20 protein-coding genes and 6 tRNA genes are annotated in these 23,341 nt (G+C 28.9%); 10 read left to right on the plus strand and 16 right to left on the minus strand.

Annotation, left to right across the window (positions count from 1 at the left end; all coding sequences use genetic code 11):
- Nucleotides 1-2: 2 nt before the first annotated feature.
- The 6 genes from pheT to gyrB are packed head-to-tail and all read right to left on the minus strand — an operon-like array spanning nucleotide 3 to nucleotide 9,957.
- A complete protein-coding gene (gene pheT / locus AWT65_RS04975; RefSeq protein WP_066729946.1) occupies nucleotides 3-2,354 on the minus strand; it encodes a phenylalanine--tRNA ligase subunit beta in 2,352 nt (783 codons plus the stop codon).
- An 11-nt stretch (nucleotides 2,355-2,365) separates the two neighbouring features.
- Nucleotides 2,366-3,382, minus strand: coding sequence for a phenylalanine--tRNA ligase subunit alpha (gene pheS / locus AWT65_RS04980; protein WP_066729947.1), 1,017 nt, complete (start codon nucleotides 3,380-3,382; stop codon nucleotides 2,366-2,368).
- Nucleotides 3,383-3,398: 16 nt separating this feature from the next.
- Nucleotides 3,399-4,751: a hypothetical protein gene (locus AWT65_RS04985; RefSeq protein ID WP_066729948.1), complete on the minus strand. Its 1,353-nt coding sequence runs from the start codon at nucleotides 4,749-4,751 to the stop codon at nucleotides 3,399-3,401.
- Nucleotides 4,752-4,754: 3 nt separating this feature from the next.
- Nucleotides 4,755-5,516 (minus strand): hypothetical protein, encoded by a 762-nt coding sequence (locus tag AWT65_RS04990; protein WP_066729949.1) that lies wholly within the window; start codon nucleotides 5,514-5,516, stop codon nucleotides 4,755-4,757.
- Nucleotides 5,509-7,962, minus strand: coding sequence for a DNA gyrase subunit A (gyrA, locus tag AWT65_RS04995; protein ID WP_066729988.1), 2,454 nt, complete (start codon nucleotides 7,960-7,962; stop codon nucleotides 5,509-5,511). Before gyrA ends, AWT65_RS04990 begins: the two co-directional genes overlap by 8 nt.
- 60 nt (nucleotides 7,963-8,022) lie before the next feature.
- Nucleotides 8,023-9,957, minus strand: coding sequence for a DNA topoisomerase (ATP-hydrolyzing) subunit B (gene gyrB / locus AWT65_RS05000; RefSeq protein ID WP_066729950.1), 1,935 nt, complete (start codon nucleotides 9,955-9,957; stop codon nucleotides 8,023-8,025).
- A gap of 93 nt (nucleotides 9,958-10,050) precedes the next feature.
- On the opposite strand from gyrB, the gene AWT65_RS05005 reads away from it, so the two are divergent.
- From AWT65_RS05005 to AWT65_RS05050, 10 genes are all read left to right on the plus strand, one after another.
- Nucleotides 10,051-10,548, plus strand: a complete 498-nt coding sequence (locus tag AWT65_RS05005; RefSeq protein WP_066729951.1) for a nitroreductase family protein — start codon at nucleotides 10,051-10,053, stop codon at nucleotides 10,546-10,548.
- 85 nt (nucleotides 10,549-10,633) lie between these two features.
- A tRNA-Glu gene (locus AWT65_RS05010) sits at nucleotides 10,634-10,708 on the plus strand.
- Nucleotides 10,709-10,719: 11 nt separating this feature from the next.
- A tRNA-Val gene (locus tag AWT65_RS05015) sits at nucleotides 10,720-10,795 on the plus strand.
- Nucleotides 10,796-10,799: 4 nt separating this feature from the next.
- Nucleotides 10,800-10,876: transfer RNA gene (locus tag AWT65_RS05020), tRNA-Asp, on the plus strand.
- A 9-nt stretch (nucleotides 10,877-10,885) separates the two neighbouring features.
- Nucleotides 10,886-10,961, plus strand: a tRNA-Thr gene (locus AWT65_RS05025).
- 2 nt (nucleotides 10,962-10,963) lie between these two features.
- A tRNA-Tyr gene (locus AWT65_RS05030) sits at nucleotides 10,964-11,048 on the plus strand.
- A 21-nt stretch (nucleotides 11,049-11,069) separates the two neighbouring features.
- Nucleotides 11,070-11,423, plus strand: a complete 354-nt coding sequence (locus AWT65_RS05035) for a YbaB/EbfC family nucleoid-associated protein (protein ID WP_066729952.1) — start codon at nucleotides 11,070-11,072, stop codon at nucleotides 11,421-11,423.
- Between the two features lie 6 nt (nucleotides 11,424-11,429).
- Nucleotides 11,430-11,504 (plus strand) — tRNA-Gln (locus AWT65_RS05040).
- A gap of 143 nt (nucleotides 11,505-11,647) precedes the next feature.
- Complete coding sequence (gene aphA / locus AWT65_RS05045; RefSeq protein WP_066729953.1) at nucleotides 11,648-12,370, plus strand: acid phosphatase AphA; 723 nt, start codon at nucleotides 11,648-11,650, stop codon at nucleotides 12,368-12,370.
- Nucleotides 12,371-12,375: 5 nt separating this feature from the next.
- Nucleotides 12,376-13,026, plus strand: coding sequence for a 2'-5' RNA ligase family protein (locus AWT65_RS05050; RefSeq protein ID WP_066729954.1), 651 nt, complete (start codon nucleotides 12,376-12,378; stop codon nucleotides 13,024-13,026).
- Between the two features lie 33 nt (nucleotides 13,027-13,059).
- Here AWT65_RS05050 and AWT65_RS05055 read toward each other — a convergent pair whose 3' ends face one another.
- From AWT65_RS05055 to AWT65_RS05100, 10 genes are all read right to left on the minus strand, one after another.
- Nucleotides 13,060-15,552: an ATP-dependent Clp protease ATP-binding subunit gene (locus AWT65_RS05055; protein WP_066729955.1), complete on the minus strand. Its 2,493-nt coding sequence runs from the start codon at nucleotides 15,550-15,552 to the stop codon at nucleotides 13,060-13,062.
- 408 nt (nucleotides 15,553-15,960) lie between these two features.
- Nucleotides 15,961-16,617 (minus strand): hypothetical protein, encoded by a 657-nt coding sequence (locus tag AWT65_RS05060; RefSeq protein WP_066729956.1) that lies wholly within the window; start codon nucleotides 16,615-16,617, stop codon nucleotides 15,961-15,963.
- Nucleotides 16,618-16,735: 118 nt separating this feature from the next.
- Nucleotides 16,736-17,296: a hypothetical protein gene (locus tag AWT65_RS05065; RefSeq protein WP_066729957.1), complete on the minus strand. Its 561-nt coding sequence runs from the start codon at nucleotides 17,294-17,296 to the stop codon at nucleotides 16,736-16,738.
- Nucleotides 17,293-17,922, minus strand: coding sequence for a V-type ATP synthase subunit D (locus AWT65_RS05070; protein WP_066729958.1), 630 nt, complete (start codon nucleotides 17,920-17,922; stop codon nucleotides 17,293-17,295). The genes AWT65_RS05065 and AWT65_RS05070 overlap by 4 nt, the downstream gene beginning before the upstream one ends.
- 3 nt (nucleotides 17,923-17,925) lie before the next feature.
- Entirely contained in the window at nucleotides 17,926-19,305 is a 1,380-nt protein-coding gene (locus AWT65_RS05075; RefSeq protein WP_066729959.1) for a V-type ATP synthase subunit B, read from the minus strand.
- Entirely contained in the window at nucleotides 19,302-21,062 is a 1,761-nt protein-coding gene (locus tag AWT65_RS05080) for a V-type ATP synthase subunit A (protein ID WP_083497838.1), read from the minus strand. Before AWT65_RS05080 ends, AWT65_RS05075 begins: the two co-directional genes overlap by 4 nt.
- Before the next feature lie 10 nt (nucleotides 21,063-21,072).
- A complete protein-coding gene (locus tag AWT65_RS05085; protein ID WP_066729960.1) occupies nucleotides 21,073-21,402 on the minus strand; it encodes a V-type ATP synthase subunit F in 330 nt (109 codons plus the stop codon).
- Entirely contained in the window at nucleotides 21,395-22,303 is a 909-nt protein-coding gene (locus tag AWT65_RS05090) for a V-type ATPase subunit (protein WP_066729961.1), read from the minus strand. The genes AWT65_RS05085 and AWT65_RS05090 overlap by 8 nt, the downstream gene beginning before the upstream one ends.
- A 9-nt stretch (nucleotides 22,304-22,312) precedes the next feature.
- The gene (locus AWT65_RS05095; RefSeq protein ID WP_066729962.1) at nucleotides 22,313-22,855 is read right to left on the minus strand and encodes a V-type ATP synthase subunit E; all 543 of its coding nucleotides are present in this window, start codon (nucleotides 22,853-22,855) and stop codon (nucleotides 22,313-22,315) included.
- A gap of 16 nt (nucleotides 22,856-22,871) precedes the next feature.
- Nucleotides 22,872-23,330 carry a V-type ATP synthase subunit K gene (locus AWT65_RS05100; RefSeq protein WP_066729963.1) on the minus strand — a complete coding sequence of 153 codons (459 nt, stop codon included), beginning with the start codon at nucleotides 23,328-23,330 and terminating at the stop codon, nucleotides 22,872-22,874.
- Nucleotides 23,331-23,341: the final 11 nt, after the last annotated feature.

Raw genomic sequence — 23,341 nt, forward strand, 5'->3', positions numbered from 1 at the left:
TTTTAATTTCTAATGCTTGCAGAATAATCTTTTGTAATTTTATCAATTACCTTATTTACAACTTCATTAATTTCTTTTTCTTCTAAAGTTTTTTGTGGATCTGACATATATAACTTAATTGCAAAACTCTTATAGCCTTTTTCTATAATTCCACCCTTATATATATCAAATAATTCTATTTTATTTACTATTTTACTACTCTTTTCTATAGCTTTTAAAATTTCCCCTATTTGTACATCTTCCTTAACAACAAAGGCTAAATCTCTTGTCACTAATTGATATTTACTCAAGCTTTTATATTTGAAATTAGATTTCATATATTTGCTCATTTCATCAAGATTCAATTCACAATAAATTGTTGACTTATTTTCCAAATCAAAATTTTCTTCTAAATCTGGATGTATTTGTCCAAATGTTCCAAGTAAAGTATTTCCTACATAAATATCTGCAGCTCTACCTAAATGATATGCTTCATTTGTTGTTCTATATAAGCTATATGATTTTATATTAAGCTTTGCAAAAAGTTCTTCTACTATACCTTTCATATCATAAAAATCATATTGTCTTTCATTATTAAATATATCCTTACTTAAAGTACCTGATAATACAATACCTATTTTTGTAATTTCTTTATCCTTTAAGAAAGTTTTAGCAACTTCAAAGAAATTAACATTTTGAACACTTCTATTGAAATTATCTGAAGCATTTTTTAACAAGCTATACATAAATGTAGGTCTCATAATAGCAAAATCTTCAGTTATTGGATTAGAAATTTCTATTAAATCTTCTTCCTTACTCTTTATCTTAGCAAAGGCTGTTTTTGGTATAAAGCTATAATTTATTACTTCTTTCAACCCTAAATTAGCTAGGATAAGTTTTACTGTACAATTTAATTTTGTATTATCTATTATTAAATCCTTCTTTATTTCAAGATCTGGCAAAATATTTTCTATATTATCAAAGCCATACATTCTAATTACTTCTTCGTAATAGTCTTGAGCAGTTAATAGGTCTGATCTAAAACATGGTGGTGTTAAAAGTAAGTCAGAACCATTATCTTCTACCTTAATTTCCAACTTTTTAAATATATCTAATACTTTATTTTTTTCAACTCTTTTACCTATAAATTTATATAGTTTTTCTAAATTAAGCAAAGTATCAGGTAAAATAGGTTTAAATTTATATTCTTCAACAAAGCCCTTTTGTAAATCTCCGCCAATAAATTGAGCTAATCTTTTTGATACTTTATCCAAAGAAATTGTATCTACCCATCTTTCAAATCTATATGAAGCTTCAGTAAATATTGCATGTCTTCTTGAACTTCTTCTAACCATTATATTATCAAAATGAGCTGTTTCTATTAAAATATTTTTTGTATTTTCATCAACACAAGTATCTAAACCACCTATAACCCCAGCTAAGGCTACAGCCTTTCCATTTGAAGCTACAACTATATCTTCTGTTGTTAATTTAATTTTTTTATCATCCAATGTTACAAATTCTTCATCAGCAAAAGCCCTTCTTACTTCTACTTCCTTACCTAATTTATCAAGATCATAGATATGATTAGGTTGTCCCATTTCAAACATTACATAATTTGATATATCTACAATATTATTGACACTTTTAACTCCTATTGCTTCTAATCTATCTTTTAACCATTTTGGACTTTCTTCAACTTTTATGTTTTTTATAACCCTTGCTAAATATCTATTTGACAATTTTTCATCTTGAATTTTTACAGAAAAATCTATATTTTCACCTTTTTCTTCTATCTTTATTTCAGGCTTTTTTAAAGGTTGATTGTAATAAGCACTTAATTCTCTTGCTATACCTATATATGATAAGCAATCTGGTCTATTAGGTGTTATTTCTAATTCAAAAACTGTATCTCCTTTATCATAATAATCACTCAAAGCTACACCTAATTTTGTATCTTGAGGTAAAATTATTATTCCATCTGCTTCATTTCCTAAACCTAGTTCTTTTTTTGAACATAGCATTCCTTGAGATAATATTCCCCTTATTTTACTTTTTTTGATTATAAAGTCTGGAGCTAATTGAGTTCCTATTTTTGCAAGGCATACTACATCGCCTAATTTATGATTAGGTGCTCCACAAATAATTTGTAATATTTCAGATCCAGTATCAACCTTACACAAAGTCAAATGATCTGAATCTTCGACCTTTGAATATTCAACTATTTTTGCAGTAACTACTGTTTTTAAATAAGAAAATTTTGTTTCTATTTTTTCAACTTCTTGTCCTATCATAGTTAGAGCATTTTCAAGTTCAGATATTTCCTTATCCTTTATATCTATATATTCATTTAACCACTTTAATGAAATTAACATTTTCTATCCTCCTAAAATTGTTCCAAAAATCTAACATCATTTTCAAAAAATGCTCTCAAATCATCTATACCATGTTTAAGCATTGTAACTCTTTCAAGACCAATTCCAAAGGCAAAACCTTGATATTTTGTACTATCAATACCCCCAGCTTCTAAAACTTTAGCATTTACCATTCCACTACCTAATATTTCAAGCCAACCAGTATTTTTACATACTCTGCAACCTTCTCCATGACATACTCCGCATTCAACATCCATTTCGGCACTTGGTTCTGTAAATGGAAAGAAATGTGGTCTAAATCTTACCTTTCTTTCTTGTCCAAATATTCTTTTAACAATCAATTCAAGCATTGCTTTAAAATTGGCAAATGAAATATTTTCTCCAACCATAAGTCCTTCTACTTGATGAAACATTGGTGTATGCGAAACATCATAATCTGGTCTATAAACTTTTCCCATAGAAATCATTCTAAATGGTGGTTTATGTTCCATCATATATCTGATTTGCATTGGTGAAGTTTGAGTTCTAAGTACTATTTCATCAGTGATATAGAAAGTATCTGTTTTTTCTCTTGATGGATGTGTCTTAGGAATATTCAAAGCATCAAAATTATACTTTACTAATTCTATTTCAGGTCCATCTACTATATCAAAACCCATTTCAGAAACTATTTCTTTTATTTGAAAAATTGTTTTTGTTATTGGATGTAAACTACCATGAACTTGCTTTCTTCCAGGTAGGCTAATATCTATTTTTTCCTTTTCAATTCTTTCTTTTTTAATATTGTTTTTTATTTCTGAAAATTTTTCATCTATTTTTTCTTGTAAAATATTCTTTGTTTCATTCACAAATTTACCTATTTGTTTTCTTTCTTCTGCCTTAAGATTAACCATTTCTTTTAAAAGTTGACTAAACTCACTTTTTTTACCTAGGGCTTTTATCTTAATTTCATTTAATTGTCCTAAATCTTTTACAGGTTTTAGCCCTTCTAAAATTTGTTCTTTAATTCTTGTAATCTTTTCTTTCATTTCAATAACCCTTTCACTAATATTTTATCAAGCTATTATGTTCTATAATTTGTTTTACAACTTCTTTATTTTCAATATAGACAACTGCATTATCATTATTCATTCCTGTATATGCTATAGCCTTATGTTTTGAATTAACAAAAATATTACCTAAATATATTACCTGATAAGCCTTATCTTTTGTAATATTAAAATCTGCTTTTAATTTAAGCGGTATTCTATCTCCTTCTATCTTTGATATTACATAGATTTCTATATTATTCTTTTTATCCTTTGCAGAATAAATACCTGATATTTCATCCTGTTCCTTAATATTTTCATTTATATATTTCGTATCATATTTTTTCATTAATTTATAGATAGATTTTTTGTCTAAATCTTTTAAATTTTGTAAAAGCTCAGGTTTTTCTTTATTTTCAACATAGAAGTTAAGTTTTCTAATATTTAAATTCAATTCATTTGCGACTTCTACATTGTATGAAACAGAAACTTTCATTTCTTTATTAGTTTCTATTGTTTTATCTTTTTTATCTATATCAAATGCAAGTCCTTTTTCTAAAAATGTTATTAAATGTGGATCCAAATACTTTTCTTCAATTTTTTTATAATTTACATATGATACTGGTATTATCTTATTATTATCATCTATATCATAAGAAAGAATATAGTATTCTGATGGATCAATATTATTCGCTAAGATCATTACTCTATATCTTGCAAATGCTAATCCGATAAATATTACAAATGTTACTATACAAAAAGTAATATTTAATTTAGGATTATAGACTTCATCTGTTTTTTGAAACATTTCATATAGATATGTAGCTATTGCTAATAAGCTTAAAAATAAGGATATTACGAATGTTACTAATATTATATATCTTGTATCTTTTATATTTTGCATTTTTTGTAATAAATATAGAATTTTTGATAAATCTTGAGTGTAAATTCTTTCATTTATACTTTTAATTGCATAAAAAATATCTTTTGTTAAATATATTAAAAAGCAAGAAAAAATAATAGAACCTAGCATAACCATATAAATATACTTTGCTAATTTTTTATATTCTCTTCTAGCTAGTCTTATAATCAAGAAAATAGCTATAACTATAACAGATAAAAGTATAAAAATTCGATAAATTTCTACTAATTTTTGTAGTGCTTTTAAATCATTTTCTTCTTTAACTAAATTTTTAACCAAATCAACAAAGGCAGATGATAGATTCAAATTTTGCTTCATTTTACTAAAAATTGAAAAAGATTTAAAAAATACCAAAGCTCCTATCAAAAAATTAAAACTCATTAACCATATTATTATTGTTTCAAAAACTTTAACTGATAATTTTATTTTTAATTTATTTTCTTGCATATCTCACCCCATAAAAATTGGAATATCTGTATTTTCAATAATTCTCATTCCCATTTGACCTGTTAATCTTTCAAATAAGATAGTATATCTTAATTCTCCCATAACAACCAAATCATATTTTGGTACATATTTCATTATTGTTTCATATGTATCATCACTTTTTTCATCAATTACATTACAGACATTTCCAAATCTTTCTGTTAATCTATTTTGTTCTGTTACATTAACTCTCAAAACATCAATTTGTTGTTCTGAAAACAAATGGAAAAAGGCAAATATTGCTTTATTTACCTTATATCCTCCATCATTTAACATTAAAATCTTATCTAAAGAATATTCTTTTTTATCACCTAAAATTATTAAAGGTTTATAATGATCCTTTAAAAGATTTTTCATGGCTACTGTCAATTCTTCAGATTTTACAACAACCAAAGCATCATAAGCCTTCATTTCTTCAAGTATAACTTCATGTGTATCGCCTTCTTTACTATATACCTTATCAAAATACTTATATGCTTCTTTTTTTATTTTTTCATATATACTATTTTCTATATTTTTATATTCCTCAACAAGCATTGAAGTTGGTGATTGAATACCATAAGAGTTTATATTATTAAATATGACTTCATATTTCATAATATCCTTAACATATAGGGCTATTGCATCTACATCTTTCAATTTTTCTCTAACAACTTTAGCAAACTTACTTGCCTTTTCCATTTCATCTTCATTAGTAAGTAAAAATAGAAATCTTTTTTTAGTCATTATTTTCATCTCCCTCTGGAACTAAGGCTACAGAAATAACTATGTCTCCTTTTTTAGGTTTCATTATTCTTACACCAGAAGTAGCTCTACTTATTTTTGAAATTTGTTTTATTGGTGTTCTAATTAAAACTCCTTCTTTTGTAATTAACATAATTTCTTTAACAGTTTCATCAACTAAAATTGAAGACACAACATCTCCTGTTTTCGGTGCTAATTTGAAATTTCTATTTCCTTTTCCACCTCTTTTTTGTATGCTATATTCTTCCAAGTCAGTTCTCTTACCAAAACCTTCACTTGTAATTGTTAAAACTTGCTTATTTTCTTTATTACTTATTACACTAGCACTGGCAACATAATCTGTTTCTTCTTTGAATCTAATACATTTAACTCCACTTGCACTACGACCCATAGTTCTAACATCACTTGCTTTAAATCTTATTGCTTGTCCTTTTATAGTTGCAACGAAAATTTCACTTTCTTCTTCACATAAGTCTGCAAATACAAGCTCATCATCTTCTCTTAATGTTATTGCCCTTATTCCTCTCTTATTTATATTTTTGAATAAAGGTGCAGACATTTTCTTAGCTATACCCTTCTTAGTTACAATAAAAATTTGTGAATTTTCGTTAGCACCAGCAGTATTTAAAATACCACTTACATTTTCTCCATCTTCAAGATTAATTATATTACTTATTAATCTACCTCTTGCTTGTTTACTTGCTTCTGGTATTTCATACACTTTTATACTATATGCTTTACCTTTATCAGTGAAGATTAATAATTTATCCAATGTTTTAACTGTATATATTGCACTTACTTCATCATCTTCTACAGTATTAATAGAATTAACTCCTATTCCTCCTCTTCTTTGTGATTTGTAAGCATCAGTTGAAATTCTTTTTACATAACCCTTATTTGTTATAGTAACAACAACATCTTCTTCTTTTATTAAATCTTCTAATTCAATTTCATTTCTCTTATTTTGTATTTCAGTTCTTCTTTTGTCTCCATAATTAGTCTTAAGTTCTATAACTTCTTGTCTAATTATTTCGTACTTTCTTTCAGAACTATTCAAAATAGCCTCCAACTCTTCAATAAGTGCTAATAATTCACTATATTCTTGTTCTATCTTATCTCTTTCAAGTCCAGTTAATCTTTGCAATCTCATATCTAGTATAGCCTTTGCTTGTATTTCACTGAATCCAAAAGCTTCTATTAATTTATCCTTTGCAATATTAGCATCTTTTGATGCTTTTATTAATTTAATAATTTCATCTATACTATCTAGTGCTATTCTGAAACCTTCTAAGATATGTGCTCTTCTTTTTGCCTTATCTAAATCAAACTTGGTTCTTCTTTCAACTACAGTATATCTGTGTTCTAGATACTTAGTTAATATTTGTTTCAAATTAAGTACCCTTGGAATATTATTAACCAAGGCTAACATAATTACTCCAAAAGTAGTTTGTAAATCTGTGTATTTATATAGCATATTAAGTATAAGTTCTGGTTCTTCATTTTTCTTAACATCTATTACTACTCTTATACCTTGTTTATTTGATTCATCTCGAATATCTGTTATTCCAACTATCTTTTTTTGTCTATATAATTCAGCTATTTTTTCAACTAATTTTGCCTTATTAACTTGATAAGGTATTTCACTAATAACTATACTTGATTTACCAGATGCACTATTAACTATGTCAACCTTACCAGCTACTTGCACCTTACCTCTACCTGTTCTATAAGCATCATAAATACCTTGCTTACCATTAATAATTCCACCAGTTGGAAAATCAGGTCCTTTAATATGCTCTATTAATTCATCAACACTAATATCTCTATTATCAATTAAAGCTACTATACCATCACAAACTTCTGCTAAATTATGTGGAGGTATATTAGTTGCCATCCCTACAGCTATTCCTGTTGTCCCATTGATTAATAGATTAGGTAATTTTGCTGGTAAAACTATAGGTTCATCTAAGGTTTCATCAAAATTCTTTCTAAAATCTATTGTATTCTTATTTATATCCAAAAGCATTTCATTAGCAATTTTTGCCATTCTTGCTTCAGTATATCTCATTGCTGCTGCAGAATCTCCATCTATAGAACCAAAATTTCCATGTCCATCAACTAGCATATATCTACTATTAAAATCTTGTGCCATTCTAACCATTGTATTATATACAGCTGTATCACCATGTGGGTGATACTTACCTAAAACTTCCCCAACTATTCTAGCTGATTTCTTATAGGCTGTATTGTATGTCATTCCCATATCATTCATTGCAAATAGGACTCTTCTATGTACAGGTTTTAGTCCATCTCTTACATCAGGCAAAGCTCTTGATACTATAACACTCATAGAATAATCTAAATATGATGACTTTATTTCATCTTCAATGAATACTGGTACTTCTTGTTCTTTTTTACTAGTATCCATAACTTCATTTACTCTATTATTTTCATCATTCTCATTAAATTTATCTGACATTACCTTCTCCTAAATATCTAAATTCTTTACATGCATAGCATGTTCTTCTATAAATTGTCTTCTTGGTTCTACCTTATCTCCCATTAAAATACTAAACATTTTATCTGCATAACCTGCATTTTCTAAGGTAACCTTTAATAAAGTTCTATTTTCAGGATCCATAGTTGTTTCCCAAAGTTGTTCTGGATTCATTTCTCCTAATCCTTTATATCTTTGTATAGTATATTTTTTACTTTCTTCTTCTAATACCACTGTTGTTTTTTTCAATTCATCATCTGAATAAGCATATTTTATTTTCTTTCCAACCTGTATTTTATATAAAGGTGGTTGAGCTATAAAAATATGACCAGCATTGATTAATTCTCTTAAATATCTAAAGAAAAATGTCAACATTAAAGTTCTAATATGAGCTCCATCAACATCAGCATCGGTCATTATTATTATTTTTCCATATCTAAGTTTGGAAATATCAAAATTATCTCCAATATTTGTACCAAAGGCAGTTATCATTGCTTTAATTTCATTATTTTCCAACATTTTATGTAGTACAGCCTTTTCAACATTAAGTATTTTACCTCTAAGTGGTAATATTGCCTGTGTTTTTCTATCTCTTCCTTGCTTTGCACTACCTCCAGCTGAATCTCCTTCGACTATATAAATTTCACATTCTTCACTTTTTTTAGAAGAACAATCTGCTAATTTACCTGGTAAAGACCCTATTTCTAAAGGATTTTTTCTCAAAATGTTATTTCTTGCATTTTTAGCTGCTTCTCTTGCTTTTTTAGATAAAAGCATTTTTTCTATCATAGCAGTTGCATCCTTAGGATGATCTTCTAAATAAAGTTTCAATTTATTATTTACAACACTTGATACTGAAGATTGTGCTTCACTACTTCCCAATTTTGATTTTGTTTGACTTTCAAATTGAGGTTCAGGGAATTTTATATTTATTACACAAACTAAACCTTCTCTAACATCTGTACCTTGTAAATTTTCATCTTTTTTTTCTTTTAACAAGTTCAATTGTCTTGCAACATCATTAATAGTTCTTGTTAAAGCTGTTCTAAAGCCTTGAACATGAGTTCCACCATCATAAGTATTTATATTATTTACAAAAGAGTATTCAACCACAGCTTGGCTATCTTTGTTATATGTCATAGCTATTTCTACTTCAACTAGCTTATTTCCACTAATTTTTGTAGTATCTTTCATGTAAATAGTTGGAATTATCATCTTATCTGCGTCTACTAATTCTGCTACAAAATCCTTTATTCCACCTTCAAAATGAAAAACTTCTTCTCTCTTATTTTCTTCATCTCTTTCATCTGTTAAAATAATTTTCAAACCTGTATTAAGATATGCTAATTCTTTTAATCTTTCTTTTAAAGTATTATATTCAAAAATTACTTCTTCAAATATTTCTTCATCTGGTCTGAATCTAATTACTGTACCATGTTCATTTTTTTTAGCAACTCCTATTTGTTCACAACCAGATGTAGGTTTACCCTTTGAAAAAGTTTGTCTAACAATTTTGCCGTCTCTTGTAACAGTGGCAATTAATTCTGTTGATAAGGCATTAACTACAGAAACACCAACACCATGCAAACCACCTGAATATGTATAATTCTTATCATTAAACTTTCCTCCAGCATGCAATATTGTCATTACAACTTCTAATGTAGGTCTCCCTGTTTTATGCATATCTATAGGTATTCCTCTACCATTATCTTGTACTTCAATATAGTTATCAGGCAACATTCTAACTTTTATAGTGTCGCAATATCCTGCCAATGCTTCGTCTATACTATTATCTACTGTTTCCCAAACTAAATGATGTAGTCCTCTTGATGATGTTGTACCTATGTACATTCCCGGTCTTTTTCTAACGGCTTCTAAACCTTCAAGAACCGTAATATCATCTGAACCATAATTTCTATTTTCCATATATTTCTCCTAGCTTGTTTTATAGGATTATTATATCATTTTTCAGCTTTTTTTTCTAGCATTTCGTGCTATACTAGAACTGAGGTGATATTAATGAAAGAAATATTTGACAGAAGAAGTATACGAACTTTTAAAGATAAAAAAGTTGAAGATGAAATTATAAAGGAACTCTTAAGAGGTGCAATAGCTGCTCCTTCAGCTCACAAAAAAGAACCTAGAATGTTTTATGTGATAGAAAATAAAGAAATCTTGAAGCAATTTTTTCTAAAACATCCTTATGGTAAAGCATTTGAAACTGCACCTTTAGCTATTCTTGTTTGTGGAGATAAAGATAAAGATCCTAACTTAACTTTCCTTATTCAAGATTGTGCAGCATCTTTGGAAAATATAGCTATTATGGCAACACATTATAATCTTGGTACTGTTTGGATGGGTGTACTAGATAATGACAATGCTGAAGTTATAACAAAAGAAATTTTAAACTTACCTAATAACATGATACCTATTTCTATAATGGCAATTGGATATAAGGCAGAAGAAAGAAGACCCCATATTTCCTACAAGGAAGAAATGGTAACATGGGTAAAATAAATTTTTTTTAATTTTTTTTTAAAAAATTGTTGACAAACTTTTTCTTTTTTGCTAATATATATCTTGTTCAAAGCGAACAAGGTTTGGGGCCTTCGTCTAGTGGTTAGGACATCGGGTTTTCATCCCGGCAACAGGAGTTCGATTCTCCTAGGCCCTACCAAACAATTTAATGGTCGCATAGCTCAGTTGGGAGAGCACCTGCCTTACAAGCAGGGGGTCATTGGTTCGAGCCCAATTGTGACCACCAATACGGAGGTGTAGCTCAGTTGGTTAGAGTGCTTGCCTGTCACGCAAGATGTCGCGAGTTCAAGTCTCGTCACTTCCGCCATTAAATAATGCCGCTTTAGCTCATTTGGTAGAGCAACTGACTTGTAATCAGTAGGTGATTGGTTCGAATCCGATAAGCGGCACCATTGGCGAGATACCCGAGTGGTCAAAGGGAGCAGACTGTAAATCTGCCGGCTCAGCCTTCGAAGGTTCGAATCCTTCTCTCGCCACCATCTTTTTTTTATGGAGGAGTTATGGTTAGAAAGATTAAAACTTCTAATTCTTCTACTAATCAAGTAGATATAATTAAAAGAGCTAAACAAATGCAAGAAGCTATGCTTAATATACAAGAAGGTTTGAAAGATAAAATAATTGAACATTCTGTTGCTGGTGGACAAATAGTTGTTAAAGCTAATGGACAAAAAGAATTAGTTGATATTAAAATTAATAATGATATTATAGAAGAAGCTGTATCACAAAAAGATACATCTGAACTTGAAAATTTAATTTTAACTGCTGTTAAAGAAGTTACTGCAAAAGCTGATGCTTTAGCAGAATCTGAAATGGAAACAGTTACAGGTGGTCTTAAGATCCCTGGATTATTTTAACTTTGTTGGGCTGTAGCCAAGCGGTAAGGCAGTGGACTTTGACTCCACCATGCGTTGGTTCGAATCCAGCCAGCCCAACCATAAATAGTTTTTTATTTTTTTATTGTATAATTTTATTCTTAAACTCTTTACGATTGATTTCGTGAAGAGTTTTTTTCTATATTGTTGACTTTATAGCTTTTTCAAGGTAGAATTTTACTAACAAATTAGGAGGTTTTTATTTCATGAAAAAGACATTAATTATCAGTTGCTTAGCAATAGCTAGTTTAACTTTCGCTAAGGGACCAAAAGTTCCTTATACTAATCAAGGTTTCTATACTACTGAAAATGTTCAAAAAGCAGTTCATTTTGTTTCAGTTGAAGATATTGAAAAAAGTTTAGAAGGACAAGGTCCTATTAATGTTAGCTTTGATATAGATGATACTTTAGTTCATTCTAGTGCTTACTTTAGATTTGGACAAGACTATTATCAAACTGATCCAAAAAATCCTGTAAGTTATTTATATAACCAAAAATTCTGGGATTTTGTTGCTGAAATGGGAGATAAATTCTCTATACCTAAAGCTTCTGCACAAGCATTAATTAATATGCATTTAAAAAGAGGAGATAAAATTTTCTTTATTACTGGAAGAACAAAACACTCTAAAGATCAAAATTATACATCAACTATAACTTCTAAAACTTTACAAAGATTCTTCCACATGCCTTATGAAGTATATATTGAATATACTGCAGATAAACCAACTGGTGGTTACAAATATGATAAATCATTCTACATGAAGAAACACAATGTTTCATTACATTATGGAGATTCAGATGATGATATTCTTGCTGCAAGAGAACTTGGTATAAGAGGAATAAGAGTTCAAAGAGCTCCTAACTCTACTAACCCTCAAAAATTAAATGGTGGTTACGGTGAAGAAGTATTAATCAATTCTGCATGGTGATAATTATGAAAAAAATTATATCAACTTTATTTATTTTACTTTCTACTCATGTATTTGCGAATGTAAATTACAATGTATTTGTTAAAATGGATAACAAGGCTACAGAAGTTGTAGAAGATATATCAAAAAATTTAAATAAACATAATATAACTAGCTTATATGATGAAAAATATCAAATACATGTTACTCTTTATTTGAGCGAATATAAGAAGGATGCATTTGAAAAAATTAAAGATGTTGTAGACGATGTCGCTACAAATGCTAAACCTATAGAATTACAATTCTATAATATTAGAAAGACACCTGGTAATTGGTTAATGTTAGATGCTAAAAAAGCTTATGATATTCAAGCTTTAGCTGATGAAGTTACAGCTAGACTTTTACCTCTAAGAGCTACTGATGCACAAGTTCCAAATTGGGCAAAATCAATGCCAGCAAAGGTTAGATCATTTAAAACTTATGGTTCACCTAATGTATTTTCAAACTTTGATCCACATGTTACTTTACTTACACCAAAAAAAGCAGAAGATATCTTAGCCTTCCAAAAAGAATATAATTTCAAACCTTTCACTTCTAAAATTACTGGTATCGGTATAGCAGAAGTTGACGACTTAGGTCAAGCAAAAGATATTTTATATTTTAAAGAAATTAAATAAATAAATGGCGAGAGCAATCTCGCCATTATTTTACTATTTAACTTCATATTTTAACTTATCATTTACACAACTAATTTTAATTTCACTATTATTTGGTACTTTTCCTTCTAATAAAAGTTTTGATAAATCTGTTTCGATATATCTTTGTATAAATCTTCTAATTGGTCTTGCACCATATTCTTTATCATATGCCTTAGAAACAATGTATTCTATAGCACTTTCATCTGCTTTTATAGTTATGAATTTATCAACTAACAAATCATTTACTTCTTTCAATTCATTTTCTACTATCTTAGAAATAGAGTGTTTATCCAAGCTATTAAATACTGTTATTTCATCTACCCTATTCAAAAATTCAGGTTTGAAATATGTTTTTAAATTTTCTTCTTTCAAATTAGATGTCATTATTATAATAGTATTCTTAAAGCTTACTACCTTACCTTTATTATCAGTCAATCTACCATCATCTAATACTTGTAAAAGTAAATTAAATACTTCTGGGTGTGCTTTTTCTATTTCATCAAATAGAATTACTGAATATGGTTTTCTTCTAACAGCTTCTGTTAATTGTCCACCTTCTTCATATCCAACATAACCTGGTGCTGCACCTATTAATCTTGATGTACTGAATTTATCCATATATTCACTCATATCTATTCTTATCATATTATTTTCATCATCAAACAAATTGTATGCCAATGTTTTGGCTAAATATGTTTTACCTACACCAGTAGGTCCTAAAAATATGAATGATCCTATAGGTCTATTAGGATCTTTCAATCCAGCTCTTGATCTTAAAATTGTTTCATAAACTTTTTTAACTGTTTCATCTTGACCTATAACTCTTTCTTCTATCTTCTTATCAAGATTCAATAATTTTTCTTTTTCGCCTTCAACTAATTTACTTATTGGTATATGTGTCCAAGCAGCTATAACTCCAGCTATTTCATCTTCTGTTATTTTTTGATTAACCATCTTTTGCTCATTTTTATTCTTCATTGCTTCTAATTGAGCTTCTAATTGAGGAATTATTTGATATTTTATTTGTCCTGCTTTTTCATAATCAATATTTCTATTACTATATTCTTCAAAATCTAACTTAGCTTTTTCAAGTTTACCTTGTAATTTCTTAATTTCTTCAACTGTATTCTTTTCTTTTTCCCATTGAGCTAACATTTCTTTTTGTTTTTCTTTTTTATTAGATAAATCCTTTTCCAAATCAGTAAGTCTTTTCTTACTTGCTTCATCTTCTTCTTTCTTTAAAGCTTGTCTTTCAATTTCTAATTGAGTAACTTGTCTTGTTAATTCATCTAATTCTGTTGGCATAGAATTTATTTCAGTTTTTAATTTTGCACAAGCTTCATCAAGTAAATCTATTGCCTTATCAGGCAAATATCTATCTGTTATATATCTATCACTCAATTTTGCTGCAGCAACTAAGGCATTATCTGTTATTCTAATTCCATGGAATTGTTCAAACTTTTCTTTAAGTCCTCTTAAAATTGAAATTGTTTCTTCTACATTTGGTTCATTTACCAAAACTGGTTGAAATCTTCTTTCTAATGCTGCATCTTTTTCAATATATTTTCTATATTCATCCAAGGTTGTAGCACCTATAACTTTTATTTCTCCCCTTGCTAACATTGGCTTCAACAAATTAGAAGCATCCATGCTTCCTTCACTTGAACCAGCACCTACTATATTATGCACTTCATCTATAAATAGGATAATATCACCATGACTTTTTTCCAAAGTATCAATAACAGCCTTTAATCTTTCTTCAAATTCACCTCTGTACTTAGCACCAGAAATTAATGAACCCATATCAAGTGAAAATACTTTTTTATCTTTCAATGATTCAGGTACATCACCCTTTACTATTCTCCAAGCAATACCTTCTACTATAGCTGTTTTACCTACACCAGGTTCACCAATTAATACCGGATTATTTTTATTTCTTCTTGATAATATTTGCACTGCCCTTCTTATTTCTTCATCACGACCTATTATTGGGTCTATTTTTCCTTTTCTAACTAAATCTACTAAATCTTTACCATATTTTTCTAAAACTTCATAAGTTTCTTCAGGATTTTCAGACATAACTTTTTGACCTCCCCTAATTTTTTCTAAAATTGTCATAAATTTTCTTTTATCTATACCTAACTCTTTTAATATGTTGGTGTTATCCATACATGACAAGAATAAATGTTCCACACTAACATATTTATCACCCATTCTATTCATATATCTATCAGCGTCTACTATGACTCTTGATAAATCATTACTAACACCTAAGTTTCCTCCATTAACTTTTGGAAATTTATCTATTCTTTTTTGTAATTCTCTTTGTATTTCACTTACACTATATCCTGCTCTTTCTAATATATTAGGTATCAACCCTTGTGGTTGACCAACTAATGCAAGTAATAAATGTTCTACCTTATATTCTCCATTTGAACACTTTTTAGCAAAATTTTGCCCTTCAGATAAGGCTAATGTTGCTTTTTCTGTATATTTATTTTCCATATTTCCCATCCCCTTTTAAGTTAGCACTCAACTTATTTATCTGCTAACAATTGTATATTAGCACCTTTTTTTTGTTTTGTCAAATAAAAAAATAGTATTAATAATATTTTTTCAAATATACATTTAATACTATTTCACACCTTTATTTTACTGATATATCATATCCCAATTTAAGACCAAAGGTTAATAAAGCATTTTTCGATAATATGCCACCTTTAACTCCCAAATTGCAACCCACTCTCATTTGTTTATATTTTATACATCCACCTAAATCTGCAAATTCAATTACATAAGGCTTAATAGATTTTTTTATATTTTATTCTCCTCTTTTATATTTATTAACAAATAATATGCTTTTCTTATTAAAATGTCAAAAAAAGACTGCCTAAGCAGTCTAAACTAATTTAACTAGAATCTAACTGGTATATCGTATCCTACTTTAACACCAAATGTAAATTCTGGTAAGCATAATTTTTTAGGGTCAGTATCTGATGATGAAGCAGGTTTTTCTTTAGCGATAGGTCCTTTAACTCCTAAAACTAATCCAGCTTTAACATTCTTGTAGTTTAACCCTGCACCTAAGTCAGCCATTGCAGATAATTCAACCTTATCGTTTGAAAATGGAACACAGAATTCATGATTCTTAACTACTGAATAAGTAGCTCCTAATCCTAATCTAGCTTGTGCATAAGCTTTTAAATCATGTTTAATAGCATAATTAACTTCAGTTAAACCATAAGCATAAGTTGATCCAAAGATTTTTTTATCAGTTGTGTTAACTAATAGGATGTCTTGTTTAAGTCCTCCACCAGCTTCAACGCTTAATTTGTCTAATAATTTTGCTTTTTCAACCTTTGTTCTAGCTTCAACTGATAAACCAACAGTTGGTGTTACATAGAAGTTCTTTGGGTCTTTATCATCAACTTTAACTTCTTTCACAAATGTATTATAATCATTAGGTCTTAACATTCCACTAGCTTCAACATTAGGTGTGATTGTAACTACTCTATCAGCTGCAAATCCAACTGATGTAACTGCAAATATTGCTAATAATAATTTTTTCATAATATTCATCTCCTTTTGCTAGAATTATATAACTTCCGCTCATTTTTGTCAATACTTTTATTTTTCGTAAACTTTAGTTTACAGAATATAAAATAAAAGGCACATATGTGCCTTTCATCTAATGAATAACGGGTATATCATATCCAACTTTTACTCCCGCTGAAAAATTGGGTCTTTCATATTCATGATTATTATTCATACCTATAGGTCCTCTTGCACCTATTGTAGTTCCAACTCTAAAATTTCTATATTCCAAACCTAGACCTAAATCTCCCATTATTGCTAAACTAACTTTTGAACTACTATATTCTGTACCTAGACCTAATCTTACTTGTGAATACACATTTATATTAGGTTTAACTTCATAATTAAATTCTGTTAGTCCATATGCAAAGGTTTGTCCATATGGTATTCTTTTTTCATGTACTTCTACATTTTGTGCAAGACCTGCACCAAGTTCTATATCCATTTTATCAAATATCTTATTCTTATTAACCTTTGACTTCAAATCTAAAGAAAGTCCTATACATGGTACCAATTCTTTTTCATTAACTAAGCCTTTTTCGTTAATTTTAGATGCAATTCTAGCTCCAACTTCAACATTAGGTGTAATAGTAAGATTTTTTGAAAAACTTACTGCTGTCAATATACTTGTAATTAATAGTATTTTTTTAATCAATGTATCCCCGCTTTCATTAATCTAATTGTACTTGCTCTATCATTTTCATCTAATTTCATTCGTATAAACTTTATTGTTTCCTCTAATTGAGGTATAGTCATATACTCAAGAGCATTAACTCTTCTTCTTGTTTTTTCAATTTCATCTGCCATTAATTGACAAGCTTTTTCTAATTCAGCCAATCTAATTAATTCAGGCATTATACCATTTAATTCATATACCGCATCATCTAATTCTGCTGATGTGCTTGCATAAGAATATGGATATATATCGCTTAAATCTGGATTACTCAAATTTTCATCAAGTGATAAAACTGGTATTCTAACACTCATTACATTCTTTTTTGCAACATCTATTTTAAATTCCATTTTAGGCATATATACTGCTTCTTCAAAAGCTTCATTTGACATTATTGCCCTTGCTAAAAGAAAGTTTTTCAATGCTCCTTCTACCTTTTTTTCTGTATTCATTCTTGCCTTTTTATTTTTCTTTATCATATCAATGAAAATTCTCATAAGTTCATCCTGCTTATCCTTTAGTAATTTATGACCTTTTTTAGCAGTAACCAGTTTAATTTTAAGCCGACTTAATTCCATTCTTGTTGGATTAACATTTAGCTTTGCCATAAACTAATCCTCCTTTTTATCAAGGTATTTTTCAAGATAAGCATCTCTTATTCTCTTCAATTCTGTTCTAGGTAAGATTCTCAATAATTCCCAACCTAAATTCAAAGTTTCTTCTATTGTTCTATTAGTTGTAAAACTTTGACCTACATATTCTTCTTCAAATCTTTCAGCAAATTTAGCAAATAGTTTATCTGTATCTGATAGGGCTGATTCCCCTAATATTACTGCTAATTCTTTTGCTTCTTTACCTGTTGCATATGCAGCAAATAGTTGGTTCATTGTATCTGCATGATCTTCCCTTGTTTTTCCTTTACCTATTCCTTTATCCTTCAATCTTGACAATGAAGGCAATACATCTATAGGTGGCATAATATTCTTCTTATATAGTTCCCTACTTAATATTATTTGTCCTTCAGTAATATATCCTGTCAAATCTGGTATTGGGTGTGTTTTATCATCTTCTGGCATTGTTAGTATAGGAATTTGAGTTATAGATCCTTTTCTTCCTTTTATACGCCCTGCTCTTTCATAAAGTGTTGACAAATCTGTATATAGATATCCCGGATATCCTCTTCTACCTGGAACTTCTTTTCTTGCTGCTGATATTTCTCTTAAGGCTTCACAATAGTTTGTCAAGTCTGTTATTATTGTTAAAACATGCATTCCTTTTTCAAATGCAAGATATTCAGCACAAGTCAAAGCCATTCTTGGTGTTGCAATACGTTCTACTGCTGGGTCATTAGCCAAATTAATGAATAAAACAGCTCTATCTATAGATCCAGTTTTTTTGAAATCTTCAATAAAGAATTCTGCTTCTTCATATGTAATACCTACTGCTGCAAAGACAACGGCAAATTTTTCTCCACTTCCTAAAACTTTAGCTTGTCTAGCTATTTGAGCTGCAAGTTCTGAATGTGGTAATCCACTTCCTGAGAATATAGGCAATTTTTGTCCTCTAACTAGAGTATTCAATCCGTCTATTGCAGATATACCTGTTTGTATAAATTCAGAAGGGTAATCTCTTGAAACAGGATTAATAGCCATACCATTAATATCCAATTTCTTTTCTGGAATTATCTTTGGTCCACCATCCATTTCATTTCCTAAACCATTAAATACTCTTCCTATCATATCTTCTGAAACTCTCAATGTTAATGGTTTTGCTAAGAATCTAACCTTTGATTCCTTCATATTTATTCCAGCTGCTGATTCGAATAATTGAACAACTGCTTTATCTCCATCAATTTCAAGAACTTTTCCCATTCTAATTTCGCCAGTTTGAGTTTCTATTTCTACTAATTCTTCGTATTTTACACCTTCAACACCAGTAACAGTCATCAAAGGACCAACAATTTCTTTAATTGTTTGATATTCTTTTATCATAATACTTCCTCCTTAACTGCACTAACTAATTTATCTATTTCTTTAGGGATAAGATCTATGATTTCATCAATTTTATCTACATCTTTTTCATCTATATATTTTGCTCTTGCAATTCTTTCTCTAATAGGTAATTCCAAAATATTTCCTAAATATACTCCTGAAGATAAGGCTTTTACTGCTGAATTATAGTATGAAAGCACCATAGTCAACATCTTATCTTGCTTATGTAATGATGTAAATGTGTCTTGTTCATGGAAGGCATTTTGTTGTAAGAAATCTTCTCTTATACTCTTTGCTGCTTCTAATTTCAATTGATCTTCTGGTGATAATGTATCTTTACCAACCAATCTTACTATTTCTTGAAGATTTGATTCTTCTTGTAATAGTTTCATAGCTTGTTTTCTTCTCTTTGAAAAATCACTAGATACATTTTCATCCATCCATTCATCTACCTTTGTTTGATATAGTGAATATGAATTTAACCAATTTATAGCTGGGAAGTGTCTTCTATATGCCAATGTAGAATCTAGTCCCCAGAATACCTTAACTATTCTAAGAGTTGCTTGTGATACTGGTTCTGATATATCTCCACCTGGAGGTGAAACAGCACCTATAACTGTCAATGCTCCTATTCTATCTCCTTCACCAAAGCAAACTACCTTACCAGCTCTTTCATAAAATTCTGCTGCTCTTGATGACAAATATGCTGGATATCCTTCATCCCCTGGCATTTCTTCAAGACGACCTGACATTTCTCTTAAAGCTTCTGCCCATCTTGATGTAGAATCTGCCATTATTGAAACTGAATATCCCATATCTCTATAATATTCCCCTATTGTAATTCCAGTATATATTGAAGCTTCTCTGGCTGCAACGGGCATATTAGATGTATTTGCAATAAGGACTGTTCTTTTCATTAGTGATTGCCCAGTCTTAGGATCTATTATTTCTGGGAATTCCATCAAAACATCTGTCATTTCATTTCCACGTTCACCACAACCAATATATACAACTATTTGTGCATCTCCCCATTTTGCAAATTGGTGTTGTACAACTGTTTTACCTGATCCAAATGGTCCTGGAACACAAGCAGTTCCACCTTTAGTAACTGGGAAGAAAGTATCTATTACTCTTTGTCCAGTTATTAATGGTTCTGTAGGATTAATTTTCTTTTTATATCTTCTTCCACGACGAACAGGCCATTTTTGTAGCATTGTTATATCTTTACCAGAGATTTTTGCAACTGTTTCTAATATTGTATAATCTCCTTCATTAATATCTTCAACTGTTCCTTCAATTCCATATGGAACCATAATTTTATGTTCAACTACTTCAGTTTCATGTACTATTCCTAAAATATCTCCTGTAGAAACCTTATCTCCAACTTTCTTTTTAGGTATAAAGTGCCATTTCTTTTCTCTATTCAATGGTTTAACATCTACACCTTTTTCCAAGAAATCTCCAACTTCAGCTCTTATCATATCCAAAGGTCTTTGTATACCATCGAACATATTTTCAAGTAAACCTGGTCCTAATTCAACACTCAAGGGTTCTCCAGTAGATATTACAGGTTCTCCTGGTCCTATTCCAGCTGTTTCTTCATAAACCTGTATAGAGGCTCTATCTCCCCTCATTTCTATTATTTCACCTATAAGTTTCTTTTCTCCAACTTTAACAACATCATAGACATTTGCTTCATCCATGTTTTCTGCTACAACTAGAGGCCCTGAAACTTTTACAATTTTACCAACTTTCAAAGTTCTCCTCCTATAATATATTTGTACCTATTGCTTTTTCAATATTTTCATCTATCTTACTCATACCTATATTAAGACTTCCACGATTACTTGGAATTAAAGTTATCATAGGTAGAGTTTGTGCTTTATATCTATCTATTACCTTTTTAGAATATTTTGCATATTCTTCGGTTATAAAGATTATTCCATATTCTTTTGCAACTAAATGTTCTAGTACCTTTTTTATTCTATTAGTTAATTCTTCAGTATCACTAATAAAGTCTATCGGATAAACATCAACACCTAATACCTTAAAAGAAATTATAGAATCTTTATCACCAACTACTGCTAATTTATACATAAATTTCCCTCATTCTTTCTTTGATTATATTATTAGGTATCTTATTAATCTTAGCTGTTATTATTAATCTTAATGCCTTTATTTCATATTCTTTTGCTAATATATATGTTATGATAGGTTCTATACCATAATTTACATTCTTATATTCTTTCATTAAATTAACAAGCATATTTTCTAATTCTTTTTCTATACTTGATATTTTTTTTGTTTTAGAATATGCAGACCATAATTTTTTATTATCAAAATATTTTTCTAAAGTTTGAATATAGTTTGAATCACCTTCATAAATTCTAAGTAATTCTTCATCATCTATTATACAAGCTTCAGCATATTTATATGATCTTTTTTGATTTTTTAGTCTCAAAAAAGTCAATAAATTATATGATTTTATTGCTAAATTATAGTATTTATCTAATATTTCTAAGCCAACTTTTGAACATAATTTTTTTAATCTTGAAAAATATAGTCTATCTAAAAGTATAACTGCACTTTGAACATCCTTATTTTTTTCATATTCCTTTAGTGCTTCCATATAGTCAGCCATATATTCTTCATCAATTTCTTGATTTTTTCCTTCTTTGATATAGCTTTTCAATTTCATTTTTAAATTTTGATAGATATATCTAAGTTGTAAAATAGTAACACAATCTTGTGCATCCTTAGCTAATTCTCTTGAAAATGCATAAACTTTTTCTAGTTCTTTCGCTAAAATATCTTCAAAATCATGTTCTGAATTTGTATTTATCATTGCCTTACTATATGCTGTTTCAGATAAAATTTTATATATTTCTGAAATATTTTCACTTTCTATCATTCTATTCAATTTAGACTTAGATAATAATTTCTTTTCTTGGACTTTAACTATAGCTGCTGTTTGAACATATTCCATTCTATTTATCATCTATGCCTCCTAGAAAAATATTTTTTCTTGAATTTTAGCTTCAATTTCATCTTTTTTATGTTCAATTAAAGCTTCTAAAGTATAATTTTCATAAATACCATTTTTTTCTATTAAAAATCCTGTCTTTATTTTAGAACTTAAAACATATTCTCTTCCTAAATCTATTCCTTCATAAGTGCTTGGTATTATTAACTTTTCATTAGCTTCTAATACTCTAGTTCCTAATGATTTATTTATGTATGCTTTCATTTCATCAGATGAAAGATTTTTAATTTTTTTATCTAATTCCTCAAAAATATATGCTATTGCTTCTTGTTTTGCTTGAAGTATAATATTTCTATATTTTAAAGCTGTAGCTGATTTTATTCTTTCCAATTCAGTTTTTTCTTTAACTTCATATTCTTTTTCTAAATTTTTAATAGCATTTTGAGCTTTGTTATCAGACTTAATTAAAATATCATCATATTGTTTTTTAGCATCATTGAGAATTAATTTAGCTTTTTCATTAGCTTCATCTACTATTTTAGCTACTATTACTTCTAAATTTTCCATTTCTCTCCTCCGCTTCTTATCTGCTTATTAGTATGAATGAAATAACAAAGGCTAATAGTGCATATATTTCAACCATTACTGCATAAACAACTCCTTTTATTTGTTGACTTTCATTTTTAATTAAGATAGTTATACCTGCAACTGATACCTTTGCTTGTGCTATAGCTGAATAATATCCTACTATACCAACTGGTAAACAAGCTACTAAAATTAAAAATCCTTGTAATGTTGTTAAATTCATATTTAATTTACCTAAAGCTAATAATCCTATTGCAAATCCATATAATCCTTGAGACCCTGGTAGTAATTGTAAGATTAATGATTTACCGAATTTTTCTGGTTCATCTATAACAACGGCTGAAGCTGCTTCCCCAACCATACCTACACCTTTTGCTGATCCCATACCTGCTAAAATTACTGATAATGCTATACCAAGCATCCCAAAAAATACACCTGTTTGTTTTAAAAATTCCATATTAACTTCCT

This window comes from Sneathia sanguinegens, assembly GCF_001517935.1.
GTDB classification, from domain to species: Bacteria; Fusobacteriota; Fusobacteriia; order Fusobacteriales; family Leptotrichiaceae; genus Sneathia; species Sneathia sanguinegens.